The sequence below is a fragment of the uncultured Campylobacter sp. genome, assembly GCF_937981295.1.
Classification (GTDB): Bacteria; Campylobacterota; Campylobacteria; order Campylobacterales; family Campylobacteraceae; genus Campylobacter_B.
On record NZ_CALJPC010000066.1, the window covers coordinates 34,454 to 56,659 of the forward strand.

Annotated in this window: 20 protein-coding genes; 18 read left to right on the forward strand and 2 right to left on the reverse strand. The window is 44.9% G+C overall.

From position 1 onward, the window contains the following. The first annotated feature begins 12 nt into the window (after positions 1-12). From Q0135_RS05365 to Q0135_RS05415, 12 genes are all read left to right on the forward strand, one after another. Positions 13-630, forward strand: a complete 618-nt coding sequence (locus tag Q0135_RS05365; protein WP_297988925.1) for a hypothetical protein — start codon at positions 13-15, stop codon at positions 628-630. After that, on the forward strand, positions 627-1,565 hold the full coding sequence (locus Q0135_RS05370) for a hypothetical protein (protein WP_297988927.1): 939 nt from the start codon (positions 627-629) through the stop codon (positions 1,563-1,565). The genes Q0135_RS05365 and Q0135_RS05370 overlap by 4 nt, the downstream gene beginning before the upstream one ends. A 12-nt stretch (positions 1,566-1,577) precedes the next feature. Beyond that, complete coding sequence (locus Q0135_RS05375; protein WP_297988930.1) at positions 1,578-2,207, forward strand: LysE family transporter; 630 nt, start codon at positions 1,578-1,580, stop codon at positions 2,205-2,207. A 42-nt stretch (positions 2,208-2,249) separates the two neighbouring features. Then, on the forward strand, positions 2,250-2,735 hold the full coding sequence (locus Q0135_RS05380) for a hypothetical protein (protein WP_295151131.1): 486 nt from the start codon (positions 2,250-2,252) through the stop codon (positions 2,733-2,735). A gap of 533 nt (positions 2,736-3,268) precedes the next feature. Then, entirely contained in the window at positions 3,269-3,376 is a 108-nt protein-coding gene (locus Q0135_RS11415) for a DUF2892 domain-containing protein (RefSeq protein WP_367272144.1), read from the forward strand. A 374-nt stretch (positions 3,377-3,750) separates the two neighbouring features. Beyond that, positions 3,751-4,962, forward strand: coding sequence for a saccharopine dehydrogenase family protein (locus tag Q0135_RS05385; protein WP_297988933.1), 1,212 nt, complete (start codon positions 3,751-3,753; stop codon positions 4,960-4,962). After that, the gene (locus tag Q0135_RS05390; RefSeq protein WP_297988936.1) at positions 4,917-5,750 is read left to right on the forward strand and encodes a hypothetical protein; all 834 of its coding nucleotides are present in this window, start codon (positions 4,917-4,919) and stop codon (positions 5,748-5,750) included. The genes Q0135_RS05385 and Q0135_RS05390 overlap by 46 nt, the downstream gene beginning before the upstream one ends. 345 nt (positions 5,751-6,095) lie before the next feature. Next, the gene (locus tag Q0135_RS05395; RefSeq protein WP_005871123.1) at positions 6,096-6,470 is read left to right on the forward strand and encodes a hypothetical protein; all 375 of its coding nucleotides are present in this window, start codon (positions 6,096-6,098) and stop codon (positions 6,468-6,470) included. Between the two features lie 527 nt (positions 6,471-6,997). Then, positions 6,998-9,178 (forward strand): STT3 domain-containing protein, encoded by a 2,181-nt coding sequence (locus Q0135_RS05400; protein WP_297988938.1) that lies wholly within the window; start codon positions 6,998-7,000, stop codon positions 9,176-9,178. A gap of 253 nt (positions 9,179-9,431) precedes the next feature. Continuing rightward, entirely contained in the window at positions 9,432-10,016 is a 585-nt protein-coding gene (locus Q0135_RS05405; RefSeq protein ID WP_297988941.1) for a hypothetical protein, read from the forward strand. A gap of 355 nt (positions 10,017-10,371) precedes the next feature. After that, on the forward strand, positions 10,372-12,654 hold the full coding sequence (metE, locus tag Q0135_RS05410; RefSeq protein WP_297988944.1) for a 5-methyltetrahydropteroyltriglutamate--homocysteine S-methyltransferase: 2,283 nt from the start codon (positions 10,372-10,374) through the stop codon (positions 12,652-12,654). Positions 12,655-12,833: 179 nt separating this feature from the next. Next, positions 12,834-13,595, forward strand: a complete 762-nt coding sequence (locus Q0135_RS05415) for a hypothetical protein (RefSeq protein ID WP_297988946.1) — start codon at positions 12,834-12,836, stop codon at positions 13,593-13,595. A 412-nt stretch (positions 13,596-14,007) separates the two neighbouring features. On the opposite strand, the gene Q0135_RS05420 is transcribed toward Q0135_RS05415, so the two are convergent. Beyond that, the gene (locus Q0135_RS05420) at positions 14,008-14,133 is read right to left on the reverse strand and encodes a hypothetical protein (RefSeq protein ID WP_297988949.1); all 126 of its coding nucleotides are present in this window, start codon (positions 14,131-14,133) and stop codon (positions 14,008-14,010) included. A 1,082-nt stretch (positions 14,134-15,215) separates the two neighbouring features. Here Q0135_RS05420 and Q0135_RS05425 point away from each other — a divergent pair. From Q0135_RS05425 to Q0135_RS05445, 5 genes are all read left to right on the forward strand, one after another. Continuing rightward, positions 15,216-16,775, forward strand: coding sequence for an MBOAT family protein (locus tag Q0135_RS05425; protein ID WP_297988951.1), 1,560 nt, complete (start codon positions 15,216-15,218; stop codon positions 16,773-16,775). Further along, complete coding sequence (locus tag Q0135_RS05430) at positions 16,776-18,080, forward strand: DUF459 domain-containing protein (RefSeq protein ID WP_297988953.1); 1,305 nt, start codon at positions 16,776-16,778, stop codon at positions 18,078-18,080. Continuing rightward, positions 18,073-19,125 (forward strand): GDSL-type esterase/lipase family protein, encoded by a 1,053-nt coding sequence (locus tag Q0135_RS05435; protein ID WP_297988955.1) that lies wholly within the window; start codon positions 18,073-18,075, stop codon positions 19,123-19,125. The genes Q0135_RS05430 and Q0135_RS05435 overlap by 8 nt, the downstream gene beginning before the upstream one ends. 362 nt (positions 19,126-19,487) lie before the next feature. Then, on the forward strand, positions 19,488-20,198 hold the full coding sequence (locus Q0135_RS05440; protein WP_297988957.1) for a metallophosphoesterase: 711 nt from the start codon (positions 19,488-19,490) through the stop codon (positions 20,196-20,198). 152 nt (positions 20,199-20,350) lie between these two features. Beyond that, positions 20,351-20,584 carry a SelT/SelW/SelH family (seleno)protein gene (locus Q0135_RS05445; RefSeq protein ID WP_295098848.1) on the forward strand — a complete coding sequence of 78 codons (234 nt, stop codon included), beginning with the start codon at positions 20,351-20,353 and terminating at the stop codon, positions 20,582-20,584. A 273-nt stretch (positions 20,585-20,857) separates the two neighbouring features. Here Q0135_RS05445 and efp read toward each other — a convergent pair whose 3' ends face one another. Continuing rightward, positions 20,858-21,424, reverse strand: coding sequence for an elongation factor P (efp, locus tag Q0135_RS05450; protein ID WP_297988966.1), 567 nt, complete (start codon positions 21,422-21,424; stop codon positions 20,858-20,860). A gap of 88 nt (positions 21,425-21,512) precedes the next feature. Here efp and Q0135_RS05455 point away from each other — a divergent pair. After that, positions 21,513-22,206: hypothetical protein (locus Q0135_RS05455; RefSeq protein WP_297988969.1), on the forward strand; the 694-nt coding region annotated here is incomplete at its 3' end.

Genomic DNA, 22,206 nt, shown 5'->3' on the forward strand with positions numbered 1-22,206 from the left:
AAAGGATCCGTCTTGAAAAATAAAATTTCACTTTTTTTGGTCATTTCGGCGTTTTTGATTTTTACAGGTTGCTCTAAAAACGTGCCCGTAAATAGCGGCATTGTGCGCACTTCCGAGCCGCTTCACATTATGGAATTTCCGCAGGATAAACTCATAAGCGTAAATTTCACCAATACCTCTACGACGGATTCAAATTTAACCCAAGTAGTGATCGGGCATCTGCGCGCGGACGGATTTAAGGTCGTAAATAAAAGCGCGGCGAACGTCCAAATCGGCGGCAATCTCAACTATTTCCGCAAGGCGGATTTTTCGCGCAGATCGTGGGATAATCCGAGATTTAGCTTCGGTATGGGATTTGGCAGATATTACAGATATACGGGCGTAGGCGTGGGCTGGGGGATGCCGTTCGGATACGATCCTTGGGACGACGATGATTATTACAGAGACTACTTCTACGACTCGCAGATTAGCCTCTACATAAGCGTTAAAAACAAGGGCGCGTGGAAGGACTACGTAACGAATCTTAACTACCAAAGCATCAAAAATCCGGGCTCTAAAGACTCGGTAATGGATGCGCTAAATTTTAAAATTTACGAATATATAAGACAACTGATTAAGCAGGGAAGATGATAGTAAAAGAGAATAAAAAGCCCGTAGCGATGACGCTGGCGGGATCGGCAATTTTGGCGCTTGCTAGCGGATATTGCTACCACGCGGGCTTTGGCGGTGCGGCGCTTTTTGCTTCCGTAGTAGCGGCATTTTGCGCGTTTTTTTGCGCGCTCAGACTCGGCGCGAAAAATTATTTGCAGATCGGCGAAGACGCCCTTACTATCGTGCGCGGCGCAAATTCCGAGAGCTTCGAATATAAAGATATAGCAAATTTAGGCACCAAAACCTTCGTCGCGGGCAGAAACAAAACGGAGCTTTTAAATTTTGTATTCAAAAAAACGCCGCAGGCGCAGGACCGCTTTAATTTTTTGCGATTTTACAGCGACACGGAGGCCACGCTGCCGGGCTCGTTTGAAATTTCGATCTACGAGCTGAGTAGAATTTTACGCGAAAAAGCGGGTCTTTCGCAAAGCTCTGAGGAAGAGCAAGCCGCTCCAAAGACTCGCAAGGGCGCTAAGGGCTCTAAAAAAAGCGCGAGTAGCGCCAAAAATTTTAAAGCTAAAAACTTTCGCGATGAGAATTTTGCTTCAAAAAATTTCGATGCGCAAAATTCCTGCGCCGCACAAAATTTAGGTGAAAATTCAGGCGCACAGAAATCCTGTGCCGCGCAGGATTTCGCCGCGCAAAATTCTAATGGCGCCGCCGATTCAAACAGCGCGCAGAATTTGAAGGGCGCTTCAAATTTAAACGAACAAAGCTCCGCCGCGCTGAACAATGCCGCTTCTTCAAATAGTGCTAGCGCGGGCGAAAATTTCACAGGCGCCGAGGATTTCGCGTCTAAAATTTCCGCGGGCGATAATGAGCCTGGCGCTGCGCCCGAAAGTGCGGCGGTAGACGGCTCCGATACTACCGATACGGCGATGCAAAGCTCCGCCTGCGAAAGTAAAAATAAGTAGGCAGGCGCGGCCTTGAACTCCTTGCCGATCGGAATTTTCTTGCAAGGAGCCGCGCTGATGCTCTCGCTCATCGTTGCTATCGGCGCGCAAAATATCTTCGTCATCTCCCAAGGCCTTGCGAAAAACCACGTCGCGGCTGTTTGCATGGTTTGCGCGCTAAGCGATGCCGTATTTACGGCCGTAGGGATATTTTTAATCGGCGGCGCCCTTAAGCAGGGCTCGCTTCTTACCCAAATTTTAGGCATAGGCGGGGTTATATTTCTGCTCTGCTACGCGCTAAGCTCGTTTTTTAGCGCCTACAGGGGCTCGCATTTTGCCAAGATCCAAAACTCGGCAAATAGCCCACTAGCGCCCGTCGTAGCCAAGGCTCTCGCGGTGACGCTTCTAAATCCGCACGTGTATTTAGACACCGTCGTGGTCGTGGGCTCGCTCGGCGCTACGATTGCGGATGCCCACAAGTTGTGGTTTTATGCGGGAGTTATGTTCGTGTCGTTTGCGTGGTTTTTCGGCTTGGGCTACGGCTCAAGCGCACTTTCGAAGCTTTTTGCAAGCAGCAGAGCATGGCGCATAATCGACGCGCTCGTGGGAGTTTTGATGCTGTATATGGCGTATCTGATCGCGAAGTTTGTCTTTAAAATTTAAAATTTAACGCTAAAATTCCGCATTCTTGATAAAGGATCTATGATGAAAATTGAAATTGAAAGCGGGCTCGAGCTAAAAGAAGCCTTGTGGCGCGTAGAGAAAGCTCTGCGACTAGTGACCGACAAGGACGGCAAAATCACATCGAGCGCGACGCTTTACGTGGGCAAACATTCGCTTTTAAATTTACTCGATACCAACCAGATCGAAAATATCCAAAACGCATATGCGCGCGCCAGGACGGAATTTCGCGCGGAGATGCTGGGTGTGCTGGAGGGCTTTTTATCTCAAGAGGACGCCGAGAAAGATCCGGAATACGCGCTATTTAATCAGCTCTACCAAATGGCGATGACTGCGGGCAGAAAGAGCGATATCTTTATCCATGTCCAAGGCATAAGCGAAAACGAGGTCGTGCTGCGCGTATATCAGCGCTTCGAGCTGGAGAGTGGCGAGACAATCTATTACGCAGGCGGTGAGTTTAGCTACAATCTGGATGAAAATTTCGGCAAAATTTATCGCTACGAAATCTGATTTTAACGCTGCGGCGCAAGATCGGTGCCGCTTTGATCGTAAATATCGCACTACGCTTTTCGCTGTAGTGTCTAAATTTAAACCTTAAAACACGCGGCGAGCTAAATTTAGACAAACTTTCTGCAACGATAGAATTCCGCTCGGTTAAATTTATTGTAATTCCAAATTTAAAGCTTATATAAATTTCGCCGCGTTACCGCCGGCGTTTGAGTTCGCCTTGCTTTACATTCGTCAAAATTTTAAGTCGAGCTCGCATAAAATTTTATTTCTTAGGTACACAAATTTTGTCGGATCGCACTTTTATGCAAAAGAAAAGATAATTAAATGAAGCCGAATTTAACCAAGGCGCGTATGTCGGAGGGCTAGCTGAAAGATACGTTAGTTGGCGGTTTTCTGCCATTGCTTACTTTAAAAATTTTAAGCATTAATACGTGTAAAATGTAAAAACAAAGAAGTGAAAACGCAATGCTAAGCAGGAAAGCTTAGGATAATAAGAGCGCTAATGGGACTAGCGATAATGATCGCGAAAGCCGTTGTTTAGCAGCTGGTGGGGTCTGATTGGACTGGTGCCTTTTATCGTGGGCGTTACGGGATTTTGCCCCGCTTGCTACTTTTTAAACCGCTGTTCGCTAAAGCGCTAAATTTAGCCGCGGTATGCGATTTTGCCGTGCGCCGAGAAAATAAGCGCGATAAATTTTAGCGGTGAAGCGAACGAGCTTTAAATTTTAAATTATCCACGCCTTGCCGCGGAACGTTAAATTTAAACGAGCGCTTTAAAGCTTAAAATTTTATCGCGCAATACAAGGCGGTAAATTTAATCTCGTGCCGCCGTCAATCGGCATGCCGCTATCTGCGTAAAATTTTAGCGCCCACCGCTTTTTAGCGCTCTTGTTAAAGTTGGCTTGCGCTCCGCGCTAACCATAGCTAAACTCTATGATTAATCGCATCCTACCTCTTAAAATTCATCTTAAATTTGCTAAAATTGCAACTAAATTTAAAATTTAAAGGAGCCCAAATGTCAAATATCTTAATCATAGGCGCGGGCGGCGTGAGCCAAGTCGCGACCGTAAAATGCGCGATGAACGCGGACGTTTTTAGCAAGATCACTCTTGCTAGCCGCACCAAAAGCAAGTGCGACGCGATCGCTAAATTTATCAAAGACCGCCTAGGCGTCGCTATCGACACCGCCCAGATCGACGCGGACGATACCGATGCCGTAGTCGCTCTCATTAAAAAAACAGGTGCCGAGCTACTGCTAAACGTCGCGCTGCCATATCAGGATCTAACCCTCATGGACGCGTGCTCTCGCGCCGGCATCCCATACATCGACACCGCAAACTACGAGCACCCCGACACCGCCAAATTTGAGTATAAGCTGCAGTGGGCGAAGGACAGCGAGTTTAAAGCCGCAAACACGATGGCGCTGCTAGGAAGCGGCTTTGATCCGGGCGTGACGAACGTATTTTGCGCCTACGCGCAGCAAAATCTCTTTGACGAGATCCACGAGATCGACATCCTAGACTGCAACGCAGGCGATCACGGATATCCGTTCGCGACGAATTTCAACCCCGAAATCAACCTGCGCGAAGTAAGCGCAAAGGGCCGTTACTGGGAGCGCGGCGAGTGGAAGGAAACCGAGCCGATGGAAATAATGTTCAAATGGGACTACCCGAAAGTAGGCGTCAAAGATAGCTACCTGCTCTACCATGAGGAGCTAGAAAGCCTCGTTAAAAACATCAAAGGATTAAAGCGAATCCGCTTTTTTATGACCTTTGGACAGAGCTACCTAACTCACATGAAATGCCTAGAAAACGTCGGTATGCTACGCATCGACGAGATCGAGCATAACGGCGTGAAAATCGTGCCGATACAGTTTCTAAAGACCTTGCTACCTGATCCTGCATCGCTAGGCCCTCGCACGAAGGGCAAAACCAACATCGGCTGCGTGATACGTGGCTTAAAAGACGGTAAAGAGCGCCAAGTCTATATCTATAACGTCTGCGACCACGAGGCTTGCTACGCCGAGACGGGCGCGCAGGCGGTGAGCTACACGACGGGCGTGCCTGCAATGATCGGCTCGATGATGGTGGCAAAGGGCATCTGGAGCGGCAAAGGCGTCTTTAATATGGAAAATTTCGACGCTAAGCCTTTCATGGACGAGCTAAATAAACAAGGATTGCCGTGGGAGATGATAGAGATGAAACCTGGCGAAAGATACGAGGTGTGAGCATGGGATTTATCCTTGAAATTATAAATAAAATATTAAATCGTTTAAAGCTTGAGCTTGAAAGCCTTGAAGCTAAATTTTATTTTTTTGGTATTTCTATAATATCCTTTTCAATATTATTAATGTTTAAAATACAAAATAATATATTTATTGTTATTTTATTCTTAATTGGTATATTATTATTTTGCGCAGGAGTTTTGGTCTGGTGTTTTAGTTTATTGAAAAGGAAATGGGTTGTAAACTTAGTGAAAGTTTTCTTGGTTTTACTAAACGTTTCAACTTATTTTTTAGCAGAATTTATATCTAGAAATTTAATTGCTGAAACCATATATTTGCCTGTAAGAGATTTTGATTTTACTTTAAAAATTTTAACCTCTATTTTTTATATACCTATAGCTGTTTACTTGTCTTGTATTTTTTTAATAGTAATTGCTTTTTTGGCGATGATTGTTGGCATGATAATAGATATGGTAAGTTCCAATTTGACTAAATTTAAACATAAATATGAATTAAAGCCAATATACTTTTGCAGAATAGCAGGGATAGTTTTAATTGCGTCAATTGCACATTTTGTTTCTAGCAGTGTTATTATTTACAGTATCTCTAGTACCCCATTTGTATCAAAGGTTATAAAATATATAGCCTTTTATGGTGATTATCAATTAATGAAAAATTATCCCGATGTAAAAGAGGAAGAGCGTATAATATTGCATGAAAATGGCGTAATTTCATCTGCAAGTCAAAATAATGATGAAATAGTAATAAAGATAAGAAAATTTGAGGAGTAGAATTCTATGTAATCTTTATGCTATTAAGACTATAAAATAGCCTTAATAAAAAATCATTATTGCTTGCTTTTACTCTTTCTTGTGTAATGCTGGTAATATTTTCTGCGGGTATACCGTGGACTATGTCCTAGATCATCGCGCTATTTGTTTGGCTAAGCGCGCTTGCTGCGTATTTAATAAGTAAATTTTAAATTGCGGCGAAATTTTATAATTTGCCATCGAGTTCGGCTCTGTTTTAAACAGACAGGCGATTTCTTAAATTTAAACTCTAGCTAGGCTTAGACCGAAATTTTTAAGTAAACTTTGCTATAATCGCCGAAATTTTGAAAAAACCGAGGAGAAAATATGAAATTGATTTACGCTGCTTGCGTGCTAGCCGCTTTTGCTTCGGCTCAGACCGAAACTGTGCAGGTGCCGGACTTTGCTAAAAGCTCAATGAAGACGCATGAGCAGGCCGAGGAAAAACTAATCGCAAATGCCCTAAAAGGCGATCTAAGCCAGATCGCAAGCGATCTAAAGATCGATAAAACTCTAAAGGGTGGCGAATCGCTTGTCATTAACGGCGCGCATTACAGGACGATCGAGGGCGACAGCACGCAGTGGAAAGAGGGCGATGCCGTGCGCCTGCTAAGCGGCAACAAAGATGGTAGGTGCTTAAGCTCGATTATGCTTAATCTGCGCACGAAAACCGTCTGTAAGTTTATGTGCGACGCGTATTAGGCGAGAATTTCGTCTAAACCACAAAAATCCACCGGCTCGGTGTAAGCTTCTTGCAACGACCGGTTGTTTCTGCTATTTAGCCATAGCATAGATCGCTAAATATATGCCTATGAATAAAACGTTATTATATATTTTTTTTAAAAGCGTTCGTTATGTTTATTGTCCTATATTTGTTCATTCCGCACCCAGAAGATGGAATTTATAATATGTTAGATATACGCATGTTTATTGGCTTAGTGTTGTTTTGTATCTGCCTTATATTGGATATTTAGTTTACATCTTTCTCTATCTTTACGTATCGTATTTTTTGATGGTCGCCAAAATTGCATATCACAAATTTAAATTCTAAACGGCTTGACTTGGGTTGCTTTTAAAATTTCGCTTTAATATCGATAAATTCTGCTATAATAAACGCAAATTAAACAATGCCGTTAAAGACGTAACGCGGACGTGATAAAGCAAGTAAAATTTGTAGAGGCAAATTTTGCCTGCCGCTCGGTACTTCAAATGGCAAATCAAGGAAAAAGATGCAAAAATTTAGAATTACAAACGGCGAATACTCACGCATGGATATTTTTTTGATCATGACGCTGGTTTATATATTCGGCGTGGCGTGCAGGTTTTTTTGGATATATTGGGCTAGCGGGATCGAGCAGTTTTCTTTTGACGGCGAGCTCATCATGACTACAAATGACGCCTTTGCAAACGCCGAGGGCGCGCGCGATATGATAGCGGGCTTTCACCAGCCGGGCGATCTTAGCCCGTACGGCGCGTCGATCCCAACTCTAGCATTTTTACTTAGCAAAATTTTACCCGTCAGCCTAAATAGCGTTGCGATCTATATGAGCGTGTTTTTAGCGCCGCTAGTGGCCGTGCCGATTATTTTGATAGCAAGAGAGTATAAGATCCTGGGCGCAGGCATCATCGCGGCGCTACTTGCCACCATATTGCCGGGATATTATATGAGGACCTTGGGCGGGTATTTTGATAGCGATATGCTAAATATCGTCCTGCCGATGCTGACAATCTGGGCTCTAATCAGGCTTACGCAAAGCGGCTCGCAGCGAAATTTAATCTTGCCCGCGGTCTTTATGGCGTTTTATGATTGGTGGTATCCTAGCTCGTATTCTTTAAATATGGCGATTATAGTGATATTTTTAATCCATACTTTGATTTTTAATAGACACAATGAGGAAAATTACAAAGCGATTATTCTTATGGTCGCAGCGGTCATAAAATTTAGCGCGTATTACGAAGGTGAGACAATAATTGTAAATTATATTTTATTGTTCAAAATCGCACTCATTGCATTGCTATATTTTTTAATGATTAAAATTCCAAGTCATAAAAGCAAAAAAGCTCTTTGGATTTTGGGTACGATCGTCGCAATTACGTTCGTCATATTCGGCGGACTTACGCCCATAGCAGTGCAGCTTAAAGCTTACGTCTTAAAGGATGTAAGCAAAGAAGAAATTTTCTACTTCTACGGCGTTAGGAATACGGTTAATGAGGTAGAAAACGCTAATTTCATGAAATTTGTGCTTGAATCTAGTGGGCATCTATTTATATTCATATGTGCAGTAGGGGGACTGGCTCTATTGTTGATAAAATTCCGTTCGTTCATCTTAACCTTGCCGATGATAGCGCTTGGAGTTTTAGCACTTTTCGGTGGAACTCGCTTTACAATGTATGCTACACCGATGATAACGCTTGGATTTGCTTATTTCATATATTTCACGCTGAATTACTTTGAAATACGCACCTGGCTTAGAAGTACTTTGTTGGCTATTTTAACCTGTTTAGCGCTAATGCCTAGCATAGATTTTATTTATAAATTCCGAGTTGCGCCTACGCTTACGAAAGACTCCATAACGCCTCTTGCAGAGCTAAAAAATAAGGCTAGCAGGGAGGATTATGTGCTATCGTGGTGGGATTACGGATATTTAATCAGATATTACTCAGATGTAAAAGTAGTAGCTGATCCCGGAGGTAGACAGGCGGGAGAATACACTTTTATGAGTGCGTTTTCCTTTAATAAAGATGAGGTAAGCTCTGCTAATATGGCAAGGCTTAATGTCGAATATATACAAAAGTCGCAAGGTAAAAAATTTGATCCTAAACTGGAAGATAAATTTAAACTAAATCTATATCAAATTCAAAAAGATTATGGTGAAGCCGATATCAATAAATTCCTAAGTTCTTTAAGCGACAAGAATTTCAATCTTCCACAGAAAACTAGGGATATATATTATTATTTCGTACCGCACATGATAGATATATTGCCTAATATCTTAAGATTTTCTACCGTAAATATAGAAACAGGTAAAGAGTCTTGGACGCCATTTATTCATGTGGGTTATGATATTAGAATGGGTAAAGATGGAGAGAGCATCATAATAAATGATGAATGCACGCTGCCTAGCGTCGATCCTGAATACCTAATCTATGACGGAAAAAGAATGCCTATTAATTCATATTATCAAGTGGGCGAAGCAAACGGTAAACTCGTCAAATTATCTAAGCAGATAGATAAAAATTCCAATCTTTACGTGATATTTTTACCGGATTACCAAAGAATTTTAATCTTAGATAAAAAGGTCTTTGAATCAGCCTTTATCCAACTTTTTGTGCTGGAAAACTATGATAAAGATCTGTTTGAGCCCGTTTACTTAAGTAATTCTGCGCGGATTTACAAGTTATTAAGATAAATTTATATTCAGAGGAATATTTCGTAAATTCTTATTGCATTATGCTTCTACGAAGCGTATGTTACTAAGCGATAAAATTTATAATGCAAGCTATATACTTAGATTTAGAATTTATACTGGTTATAAATAAATCAAAAATACTTCAAAATTTTATCACTAAAAATCGTAAATGTTATGTATTTACTTTAAATTTAGCCTAGGTTTCGAAGCGTGTCGCTATCATTAAGATGAAATTTCACCAAAAGGAGTAAAAATGAGAAATTTAGTTGCAAAAGTGGCGCTTCTTAGCTCTTTAGCTGCAGTAAGCGCGATGGCGGAGGGGCTTTTTATAGGCGGCGAAGGCGGATACAATTTCAAAAACCAAGCCGCAGGTTTTGATGACGGACAGCCGCAAATCGGCGTTAAAGCCGGATATGACTTCGGCACGTTTAGAGCTTACGGCGGGTATTTTTACGGATTTAAGGGTGAGGATTCTAGCTCGAATGCCAATTCGAAAAGAAAGGTTAAATGGAGTACACACGATTTCGTAGCCGGTGCGGATTTTACGCCGGAGCTTTTCGGTAGATTTAAGCTCGTCCTAGGTGCTTACGCTGGGCTTTCGGTGCTAGATACTGAAGTTAAAATAGACTATAGCAATGGCGGCTGGGTTAGAGCGGACGATACGCTGGGTGGCTTCATTTTGGGCGGCAAGATAGGTGCTGCGTATGAGTTTGGCTCCAATAGCGAGATTGAAATGGGCTTTAAAGCAAGCAAGGCGTGGTACAAAGACGGCGATTATATCGAAGATAACGACGGTAAAAAATACGGCGTTTACGCAGGATATAATTATAAATTCTAAGAATTTTCATATTTGAGGCGTTGCACTGCTTTCATAGAGCCTTGATGCTCAGTGGCTTTGCGGTGTGTCAGGTAAGGCTAGCTTCGTCGCAAGGCTTTACTAAGTTTTAGTAGAATCTTGCGATGAGGTTTAAATTATGATGAATTTAACGTCTTCAAATTCCATCATCAAATTTTAACTCATAGAATTTCGTCGATAAAAATTCCATTTCAGATTTTATTGGCTAAATTCCACCCCTGCGCTTTTGGATAAAATTTCGTTCATTTTCGAGATTAGATTAAAATTTTAATGACGGCAAAAGAAATTTTAGATAAAATCAATACTTTAATACCAAAATTTTACTCAAAGGATAGAGATGAAGAGTTACGTTACGGGCTTTCCGCGTATCGGAGAGCAACGAGAGTTAAAGAAGGCTTTGGAAAGCTATTGGGCGGGCAAGTGCGATTATGACGCTCTAGAGCGAGTCGCCGCAGAGCTAAAAAATCGCCACATCAAATATCAGCTGGATGCTTGGAGCGGCCTAATTAGCGTAAACGACTTTTCATACTACGATCTGATGCTCGATACCAGCGTGCTTTTCGGCGTAATCCCGCAGCGCTTTGCGGCTCTTTCGGCGCATGAGCAGTATTTTGCGATGGCGCGCGGCAGCAAAGACGCAGTCGCGATGGAGATGACGAAGTGGTTTAACACAAACTACCATTATATCGTGCCAGAGATCTCTGCGTATACGGAATTTAGCCTAAATCCTAGTAAAATTTTAAGCGAGTATAAGGCCGCGAAGAATAACGATTTTAAGGATTCCTGCGCGCTAAAGATAAATTTAATCGGACCTATCACCTATCTTGCGCTTAGCAAATCAAGCGACAAAAGTGATCCACTCGCGCATTTAGATGCCCTTGCCGCGAAATATGAGGAGCTGCTAAAGCTTCTTAGCGAGCTTGATAGCGAGGTCGTAGTTCAGATCGATGAGCCGATTTTCGTGACGGATCACGCGACTGAGCTAGCGCCAAAGATCGTGCCTGTTTATCAGCGCCTAAGCAAGGCTGCAAGTAACGTAAAAATCATCTTTATGACCTATTTCGAGCATGCGACCGAGGCCGTGCGCGAGATAGTAAAGACCGATGTTTGGGCGATCGGGCTTGATTTTGTTTACGCAAGCGAGGAGAATATCAAAAAAGAGCTTCAAATTCTAAAAGACGCTAAGACCGTGCTCTTTGCGGGCGTGATTGACGGGCGTAATATCTGGAAGAGCGACATCGATAAAAAGCTAGCTCAGCTTAGAGCCATCGAAGCCTACGTGCCTAAGGAGCGCATCTATGTGGGCACCTCCTGCTCGCTTTTACATGTGCCTTTTACGCTAAAATACGAGGACAAGCTAAGCGCCGAGGTTAAATCCTGGTTAAGCTTCGCGGTCGAAAAACTAAGCGAAATTTCGATTTTAACCCATCTTTTCTTTGAAATTCCGATGTGCGAGCACGGCATGAAGGCTTACGAGCAGAATCAAAAATCCGCCAAAACTCGCGCTAGCTCGCCGCTCATCCACGACGAGAAGGTCTCTGCGCGCGTGAACTCGCTAAGCAAGCTTGAACGCACCGATCGCTACGAGGATCGCATCAAGGTGCAAAAAAAGGAGCTAGGCTATGGAATTTTACCTACCACTACGATCGGCTCCTTCCCTCAGACTGCAGAGCTTCGCCAAGTTCGCAACGCCTACAAAAAGGGCTTAATCAACCGCGAAGCCTACGAGCGTGACATCAAAGCCTACATCGACGACTGCGTTAAATTTCAAGATGAGATCGGTCTGGACGTGCTGGTTCACGGCGAGCCCGAGCGTAATGATATGGTCGAGTATTTCGGCGAGCAGATGAGCGGATACGCATTTAGTGCCAACGGCTGGGTGCAGAGCTACGGCAGCCGCTGCGTGAAACCGCCGCTACTTTTCGGCGACGTGAGCCGCCCAAAACCGATGACCGTGGAGTGGATCAAATACGCTCAAAGTCGCACCAAAAAGATCATGAAAGGCATGCTAACGGGACCTGTTACGATGATGAACTGGAGCTTCGTGCGCGACGATAAGCCTCGCGATCAGATCGTAAAACAGCTTGCGCTCGCGATTTTTGATGAAATTTCGGATCTACAAGACGCGGGTATCAAGATCGTTCAGGTGGACGAAGCTGCGTTTAAAGAGGGCTATCCGCTTAGATCCGAAAACATCCCTGCATACGAAAAATTCGCCGTTAGTGCCTTTAAGCTCGCCGTTAGCGCAGCCAAAGCGCAGACGCAGATTCATACGCATATGTGCTATTCGGAGTTTAACGACATAATCAAAACGATAGAGGCGATGGATGCCGACGTCATCAGTATTGAGACCGCTCGCAGCGGCAACGAACTGCTTAAAATTTTTAGATCGGTCGGCTACAAGCAGGAGGTCGGCCCCGGCGTTTACGACATCCACAGCCCGCGAATTCCTAGCGTACATGAGCTCGTAAGCCAGATTCGCGCGCTGCTTGAAGTGCTTCCGAAAGAGCAGCTGTGGATCAACCCGGACTGCGGCCTAAAAACTCGCAAATGGGAAGAGGTGGAGCCGAGCCTAAAAAATATGGTCGAAGCGGTTAGGATCATCCGCGCAGAGGCATAAATTTCGCGCAGAACGGACTTTGCTGCCAGGCAAATTTCCACCCAGCAGCCGTTTTTGCGATAAAATTCCGCGCTAAATTCTATTTCAAATTTCAAGGTCCGATCGGCGCGGAATTTTAAAATTCGGGCTTTTGAATTTAGCATTTGTCGTTTTTATAATCAAAATTTTTAGGAGCAAAAATGAAAGTAAAAGTATTTGCTGGCGCGGCTATTGCGGCGTTTGTGCTGTGCGGCTGCGGCGAGGATAACGTAAAGATCGTCAAAGAATATACGCTGCCGCAACAAAAATCCATGACGATCGGCAATGCAATCGACGGCTCTAGCGAGTGCAAGAAGGTCTCTTGGCAGGATATCAGCGTCAAAAATAGTATCCAGGCGGTGAAGATGACTTGCGAGGTAAGCGCTGAGGTGTTAAAAGCGGAATTTGACAAGGCTAACGCAGCCTATGAAAAGGCATATGCTTCGGAGGCGGAAAGCAAAGAAAAGCGTTTGCAAAATAGTTTAAAATACGCGTCTGATAGTTATGAAAGGTTAAAAACGCAAAGCTCGCCGCAGTTTGATAAAGATAAAATTCTGCAAACCGCGAATAAGTTTTGCAAATTTGACGAAGAAAAGAGTAAAGGCATTTCGTTTAGCGCTCCGGTTAAATGCGACGACGACGCCCTACAAAAGGAAGTCGCAGACGTTTATAAGCTCAATGCGAATAGTTGGAGCTATGCTAATTTTTTAAATTTGATAAAAGATGTCGCCGCAAGCTCCCAAAGACCGGTGAACGTGCTATTTATCGATAAGCCTATGCAAATCACGTCGCGCCAGATAGAGATAAAATTCATCGTAAATACCGATAAGAGCGTCGATGTGGATCGAACTGCGATTATGATCGAAGATGGCAGCGCCAAAGAGATCGGAAGTGGAATTTTAAGAAAATTTTACAAAAGATAGCGTTTTGATTGTACTGCGCCGCGAGCGCTAGCTCGGCGCTCGGACAGATCCTGCGAGCGAGCGGTAGCTCTAAATTTTGCGGCAGCGAGCTACCGAATTTTACTGCACGAGTTTAAAAACAGCGACGCGAAATTTTATCGTGCCCGCTTCGAGGACAGGTTGCCGAAGCCGCGTATTCCGACTAGGTCCTGCGCGATATGCAGAGCGTTTATTTCGAGTATGGACCGCTAAAACAGCTGCGCGAAATTTTACTTCGAGCGAGTATTAAAAGGTAGTATGAAATTTCACCGCGTCTGCTTGGCAAGCATATTTGATAGCTGCTAAGTAATACGGCGATGTGAAATTTTGCGCGAGATTTACGGATTTCTCAGTTGGGCAGGCGCGGGATTTTTTTAAAATGCGGCGTAAAATTTTATCGCGACTGCTCGCTTGGAATTTCATCGCAACTGCTAGCTTGCTTGAGGTGCGGAGCGTAAATTTTATCGCGATTGCCCTGAAGGCGGGCTGGGGCAAGCGATAAAATTTTAAATTCTCGCAAATTGATCCCTTGTGCACACAAACCTCGCTAGCCGAATAAAAAACGCTGAAATTTGCAATTTTACGCGGCGTTTTATGAACTTGTTCGCGCCGCTAAATTAGAATTTCAAAACGCGAGCTAAAGCCGGTATAGTTGCGCTAGAAATTTTAAATTGCAAATTAAAATTTACATTATCTCGTTAGAATGGCTGGATTGCGAAGCGAGATTCGGCTCTGCTAGGTTAAATTTCAGCTTAAGTCAAAATCTATGTAGCCGTATTGAAAATTTACGACTAATTTCGCCTGGTGAGCTGGAATTTACGCCGCGCTAAAACTAAGCCTAGAGTCGAAATTTTACGATGCGAAGCTTATTGATTTTACTTGCGTTTTGCGCGAAAGAGCGAGGCTGACGCAAGGCGCATTTACGCTGCCACAAAATTAAAAGGGACTTTATGGTAGCGTAAGTTTGCAATTTGCAGTAAAAATAAAGCCATGATTTTGGCTCATAAGGCACAGCTTTTAGATGGTTTCTATCGCGCCTTAAAGTGAGATTTACTTAGTAATTTCGCGCGATAGATTTTAACGGGCGGAATTTTATCATCGCTGCAAAATTTTTGGCTTTTAAAATTTTGCTTTGTAGAATTTTAGCCCTCATAGTTGTGATGAAGTGGCTCATCTTATTTCATAAGATTTTAGCGGCGTCGCGCGCCTAATTTATATGGCATGATTCCAAAAAGCGCTTATTTTGAAATCCTGCGGGTAGAACCTATGAGACTGCGTTTGCGAGCTTTTGTAAGAATTTGATGGCAAACCGCTCAGCGCGTTTAAAAATTTTATTCGTGCGTCGAGCTCTCATTTGGATTTTAAATTTTGCTATTGTGGCGGAATTTTGCTCACGTGGCAAGGGCTTGCTGCAAGCTGTCCATGAAATCTAAGGATTTGGACGCTAGATTTATTAGAGCGTTTAGCGGCGCAATGCCGCACCTGCGCATAAAATCTCGCGTTGCAAGCGATTTAAAAAAAGCTTTTTCGCTTCGTATAAATCTCACGCCGCGAGTGTTTAAAAGCCGCAAGAGCTTTAAAAATTTAAATTGGAAAGATTGAATGACATTTTTTTCGCCTGAGTTTGTCCTTGCTTTTTTAGCGTTTTTAATCGTTTATTGGACGCTCAAAAATCATATTTTCGCGCAAAAAATTCTGATCCTGCTGGCAAGCTACGGCTTTATGTGCTCCATAAATCCGCGCTTTGCGCTAGTGCTTGCGGCCTATAGTGCTTTCGTATATTTTGCAGGGGTGTGTATCGCGCGCGCTAATCGCGTAGTCGCAAAAGCCATACCGCCCGCAAAGCAGTCTTCGCATAAGAAAAAGCTCTCGCGTAAAGTGGCAACCAAGCAGATGGGTGTAACAAAACAAGCTGGCATAGCAAAGCAGGTGCAAAAAGCGGGGTTAGCGAAGCAGCTCCCACTACCCACTACGAAGGCACGCGCAGTGATGCTTGCGGCGGTTGCTGGCGGCTTATTTTTTCTCGCGTTTTTTAAATATTATGGCTACGTCAGGGAGTTTTTCAATGCCGTGCTTGCCGCGCTGCACCTAGGTGCCGTAGATAGCGTGGCGTTTCCGCTTGGAATTTCATATTATGTTTTTATGTCGATCACCTATTTCGTCTCGGTTTATAGGCGCGAATGCGGCGAGCAGGGCTTTTTGAGCTTGGCGTGCTTTTTGGCATTTTTCCCTAGCGTCGTGATGGGTCCTATCGGGCGCGCTAGCGCTGCCAAGGGCGTAGAGCCAGTACTGCCGCAGTTTGATCGCTTCAAGCACTTTGGCAATGCCGATGAAATTTATGTGCTTATAATTTTTGCCTTAGTTAAGCTGCTGCTTATTAGCGGCTATTTGGGCGCGTATTATAGCGATGTGATTTCAGGCGTTTACGGCGATGAGCCTGAGTCCTCCGCGGCGCAAATTCTAGCCGCACTGCTGCTTTATGGCGTGGTGCTTTATACGAATTTTAGCGGCTTTATCGATATGGCGCGAGCGCTTGGGCTTGCGATGGGCTTTAAGTTGCCGCAGAATTTTAATATGCCCTACGCGGCCAAGAATTTAGGCGAGTTTTGGGATCGCTGGCATATCAGCTTATCCACGTTTATACGCGATTATATTTATATCCCGCTTGGTGGCTCGCGCAGGGGTTTTGCACGTACCTGCGTAAATTTACTAATCGCGTTTGCGCTATCTGGCATTTGGCACGGCGCGGGATTAAATTTTTTGATTTGGGGGCTTTTGCACGGAGCAGCGCTTGTATTTTTAAAATGTCTTGCCAAAGTGGGCGTAAAGCCGCTAAATCCGTATTTGGCACTATTTTGTACCTATATTTTTGTAAGTTTCGCTTGGATTTTTTTCGCCAATTCCCTTCCAGATGCGGCGGCGATTTTGAGCGCTTTTACCCGCGCGCGAGTTTTCGGAGATATTAGCGAGCTAGCGGTGCTTGCGGTGATTTTAGCGGGGATTTTTGTTTATCCTAAAATTTCAGCTCTTAAAGATACTTTGATCGCGCTTTTTGCCGAGCTGCCGTTTTTACCTAAAGCTCTCGTGCTCGGCATGATCTTCACGCTGATTTTTGCGCTGATGCCAAGCGGAATTCCAAATTTCATCTACGCAGGATTTTAGATGCTTAGGTTTGTTTCGACTCTGCTTTTTGCGCTGCTTTTCTCGGCATTTTTTATGCAAGGATCGCTGCTTTATTATTTGGAGCAGCGATTTCACGATGATTTTGGGCTGGAAGAATGGCTGCGCCGCTCGCCGTTTCGCGTAGGCGGAGAGATCTACGAAAAGATTGCAAATGGCGCAGATAAGCTTGAGCAGCGTATCAAAGGCGAGGACATTAGCAAGGATGAGGACGCAAGTCCGCATAGCGGAAGCAAAAATTTTAAAAAATCTGCGCAAGATCGCATGGCGGAAAATCAAGCTTTGCAAAGTGTGCGAGATCACGATGCTTCGCAAAGCGTTAAGTCGCAAGGTAGCAAGCCGCAAGCCCATGCCGCGAAGAATTCCTCTTTAAATAATTCTACGCATCATTTAAAGACGCGCGATTCTGCGCAGGGGCCTTACGCACAAAATTCCGCTTCTAAAAATTCTACTTCGCAAAATTCCGTGTCACAAAGCCTGGCTACAACAAGCTCTGTGCCGCGCAGCTCCTCTGCGTCACAAAACTCCGTTACGGCAAGCGCAACCTTGCAAAGCGGCGAAAATTCCGATTCTCAACTTCCCGCTCCGCAGGCTTTGGAGCAGAATTTAACGACGCAAAGCTCCGCGGAGATTGATGCTAAAATTTCGCTTAGCGACGATGGCAAAATCCGCCTAAATGCAGGCGATGAGGTACTTTTTATGGGCGATAGTCTGATGCAATACGTGGGGATGAATGCTAAGAAATTTTTCCCGAAGCGAAGCCTGAGGGTGATTGATCTTAGCAAGCAATCTACGGGGCTTGCGAGCAAGAAATCTTTTGACTGGCAAAAGACGCTCGATACCGCACTTAGCGAAAACGGCGGCGTTAAGCTCGTAGTCGTGCTGCTGGGCGCCAACGACGTCTGGGAGTACCGCGCAGGCGGCAAGACCTACGGCATCAAAACGCCGCGCTGGCGGGAGTTTTACGCCTCAAGGGTGCGCGAGATCTACGATACGGCGCACTCGCACGGCGCAGGAGTGCTGTGGCTTGCGATGCCGTGTATGCAAAAGCCGGATTTTGAGGAGAAAACGCAGCTGCTAAATCAAATATATGCCGACGCCAGTATGGCGCTTGGCGGGTATTTTATGCAAACAACCCCGCTGGTGTGCGAAAAAGGCGTCTATAAAACCTATCTGCAAAGCGGCTCCAAGCTCGTGCGCGTGCGCCAAGACGACGGCATTCATATGAGCAAAGAGGGTTGCGAAGCGGTAGCGAAAGAAATTTTATCAAGGATTGAAGTTGAGTAAGTTTATGGTCATTTTATTTGCCGCATTATTAGGTGGATGCGCGGCAAACGCAGGCGTCCGCGGCATAAATTCCGCAAATACAAAAAGCTCTGCGGGCTTTGGAGTGAAATTTTTTGGCGATTCGCATTTAGGAAGCGACGCGCTGATAGATGCTTTCAGGCACGGCTTTTTCGTGCAAAACAGCGTCGGCTTCGTGCCTGCAATGATGCCTAAATATCACAAAAGCGAAAATATAGAATTTAAGCAAAGCGGCTTTAATGTAATCTCATCCCGCACCGAGCAAGACCCCGATTTCCCGCTATGCGGAGTGATCGCTACCGGCAAAAAGGGCGCTAATGTGCGACTGGAGCTAAAGCAGCTTAGCGGCGATTTTTACGTCGAAATTTTACATAAATCGGATCAGGGCGGCGAGATTTTTCGCGTGCGCGATGCAAGTGGGCTAAGCGCGTATATTTCGCAAGAAGTGCCGCAGAAATGGGAGTATTCTAAGCTGCGACTTAGATTTCCGATCGAAATTCGATCGCTGCGTGACGGAGCAGAGCTTGGAGGATATAAAATTTACCGTAAAAACGCGCGCTTTGCAGACTCTTGCGCGAGCAATGGCGCGTTTAGCAACCTCTACGAAAAATGGGGCGCAGATGCCTTTGGTAGGGATTTTTCAGGACTTAGATACAATCTCGTAGTCATCGCTTACGGCACAAACGACGCGATGGATCCGAAATTTGACGAGCAAAAATTCTACCAAAGCGTCCGTGGGCTGCTTCGCTCCGTTCGCTCCGCAGCTCCCGGTGCGAAAATCCTGCTCGTAGCGCCGCCGCGAAGCCCTAAAGTGCCAAACGCCTCACGCGCTGCGGAGGCGCTAGCGCATCTAGCGCGAGATGAAGGGGCGATGTTTTACGACATAGCCGGTCTTATGGATGAGGATGGCGGCTGGCGCGGCTGGCGCGAGCGTGGGCTGATCCGCCCTGACGAAATCCACTTGCAAAAAGAGGGCTACGAAAAAATCGGCGCAGCGCTGGCGACGAAATTGCGCGGCAGGCTTTAAAATTAATCTTTAAATTTAGGCGGCTCGCCGTAAAATTTACAAAGTTCGTCGCTAAATTTAAAATTTAGCGGCAGTAAGCAAAGCTGCGCCTACTTGGATTTCGCCGCTTAAATCTGCGCCGCGGAATTTAAATCAGAAGCTGCGGCTTTAAATTTACGCGTCGATAGGCTTGATGCCTGTGCTTTTAAAATATGTCGCCCAAATTTACGCTTTTAATTTGGATTAAATTTATGTGGTTACGGCTAGGGGCGAAAGGTCTGTGCGGTGTGCGCTGCGTAAAATTTAGCGCTTAAAATTTCATTCGCATGGGTTGCGACAAAGCGCGGCGAGTTAAATTTAAGAAAGCAAAAAAGGAGAGGCAGATGATATATCTTTGCGGTGATACGCACGGAATAAACGAGATCGGTAAAATAACGAACAAAGCCTTTGCGGGCGGGCTTAGCGCCGATGATTTCGTCATCGTGCTCGGAGATTTTGGGCTGTTTTGGAGCGAGCGGATAGATGAGTTTATGGCGCGCAAAAATATAGAAAGATATTTCCCTGCCACGCTTCTTTTCATAGACGGCAACCATGAAAATTTCGATATGTTGGATGAGCTGCCGCGCGAGCGAAAATTCGGCGGCACCGTGGGCGTGGGCGGCGAAAACATATTTTGGCTGCGGCGCGGCGAAATTTACGAGATTGCAGGGCGACGTTTTTTGTGCTTCGGCGGTGCGCTTAGCGTCGATAAGGCGCATCGGATACCGGGGCTTAGCTGGTGGGCGCGCGAGATTCCGAGTGAGGAGGAGTTTAGCTATGCGATGCAAAATGCGCGCGATTTCATCGCCGCGGGCGGACGGATCGATGCGGTGCTGAGCCACACGGCGCCGGGGTTTGCGATGAAATTTTTAAAAGAATATCTCTGGTGCGGTAAAAGCACTCCCGATAAAACGTCTGAGTATTTGGAGCGGATCTTTGAGCTCGTAAGGCCTGAGCGGTGGTATTTTGGACACTTTCACGGCGATAAGAAATTCCATGCGCACGGCTGCGATTTTCATCTCTGCTACGATGAAATTTTAAAATTTGAGGACTAGCCTTGAGCCCGCGGCAGTGAAATTTAGGGCTTTGCAAACGGCGAAATTTCGCTCGTAAATTTTAAATGTTACGACGCGCGAAATTTTAGCCTTTATATTAAAATTTAAGCTAGTTCTGCTAGAATGTGGCACTTTTTTAGAAAGGAATAAAGATGAAGGTTGTAATTACTTATTGTAATTCTTGATCTTATAGACCGCAAGCTCTCCGTGTGAGAGATGAAATAACAAGCGTCTATAAGGATGCAGTTGTCGAGTTGGCCCCTGGTGGCAGCGGAGACTTTCTAGTAGAAGTTGACGGCAGAAAGCTTTTCTTCAATAAAGATTTTGCTAAGCCTCGTTTCCCAAGTGAAGGTGAAATTTTAAATCTAATTAAAGTTGCAGCCTAGCTCAAAGCCCGAAAGTGGGTCGTAAGATTTGCTTTCGGGCGTTTTTATACTCAAATTTCATATCCGTAAATTTAATCATAAAACCATCCTGAATTTGCCAAATCAGCGCTGCGTAAAATTTAGACTAAATTATCCCACATTTCGGCAAATTCGAAAAGCCATTTTAATCAAAATTTACGCAACCGATGCGGTTTAAATTTATCATCCGGAGTTTATAAATTTTAAAAGAAAGAGGAATTTTTGCGAAATTAAAATTTCGCAAAAATAGAGAAGTTATTTGTTTGCTTTTTCGATATACTCGCCGCGGACGGTATCTACGCGGATGACCTCGCCTTCGAGCACGTGAAATGGGATCTGCACCACGGCGCCTGTTTCAAGCGTGGCGGGCTTTTTGTTACTGCCCTGCGTATCGCCGCGGAAATTCGGCGCGGTTTCTACGATCTTAAGCTCCACCACCTGCGGAACCTCGACGCCGATCGCCTTGCCGTTGTAAAACATAATGTCCACCATCATGCCGTCAAGCATCCATTTTTTCGCCTCGCCCACGTCCTCGTCGCTAATCGCGATCTGTTCGTAGCTATCGGTATCCATGAACTGACACGCCTCGCCATCGTCGTAGAGATACTGCATCTCTTTTTCCTCAAGATTCGGCGCCTCGCATTTATCGCCCGCGTGGAAGGTCTTTTCAAGCACCTTGCCATCGATGAAAGATTTTATTTTAACGCGTACGAAAGCAGGCCCTTTTCCCGGTTTTACGTGTTGGTATTCTATGATTTTAAACGGAATTCCGTCCACCTCGATTTTTAGACCTTTTTTTAGATCGCCCATTGAATAAGCCATAAATTTCTCCTTAAATTGATAGGGCGCGATTATAACAAATTTTATTTTAAATTGATATAATTGGCGAAATTTTAAGGGGAGGGAAGCTATGAAAAAAATCATCTACGTTTTGGCTGCGTGTGTGGCTTTTGTGCTTGGCGCGAATGCGAACGAAGCGGAGTTCGTAAAAAACCTAAAGCAAAGTCTAAATGATAAAAACGCTCAGCTCATCTCGATCGACAAGCTAAACTCGCTAAACGGGCTAAATTTGCTGATCGTCCGCTCGGGCGATAAAAAAGAGGCGTTTTTAGCTAGCGACGACGCCAAAAGCCTAGTGGCAGTGACTGAGGAGCCCAAGCTCGCGGACGCGGCAGATGCGGCGCTATTTAAGATGAGAACTCAAATTTTAAAGGACGCCAGAGACGCCGCCGCGCTTGAGCTGCTAAAGAGCATAGATCCCGCGAGATTTGCCTATATCGAGTCGTTTGATAAAAATAATCCCTACGTGACCTACATCGTGGGCGATCCGGAGTGCCCGTATTGCGCCGAGGAGATGAAGAGGATCACAAAGCATCTTCGCAACAGCAACGTAAAATTGATCTTTGCGCCGGTGCACGGCAAGAGCGCATTTATCAAATCGGCGCTGGTTTTAAAGCAGCTAAAAGCCCTCTCTCCGAGCGATCAAAAGGGCGCGATCGACGTGATCGAGAAATACTACGACAAGGATGTGCAGGTAAGCGATGCGGACGTCTCAAAAGCCGAGCTTGACGCCGTGTATGCGGACACCAAGACGCTATTTTCCA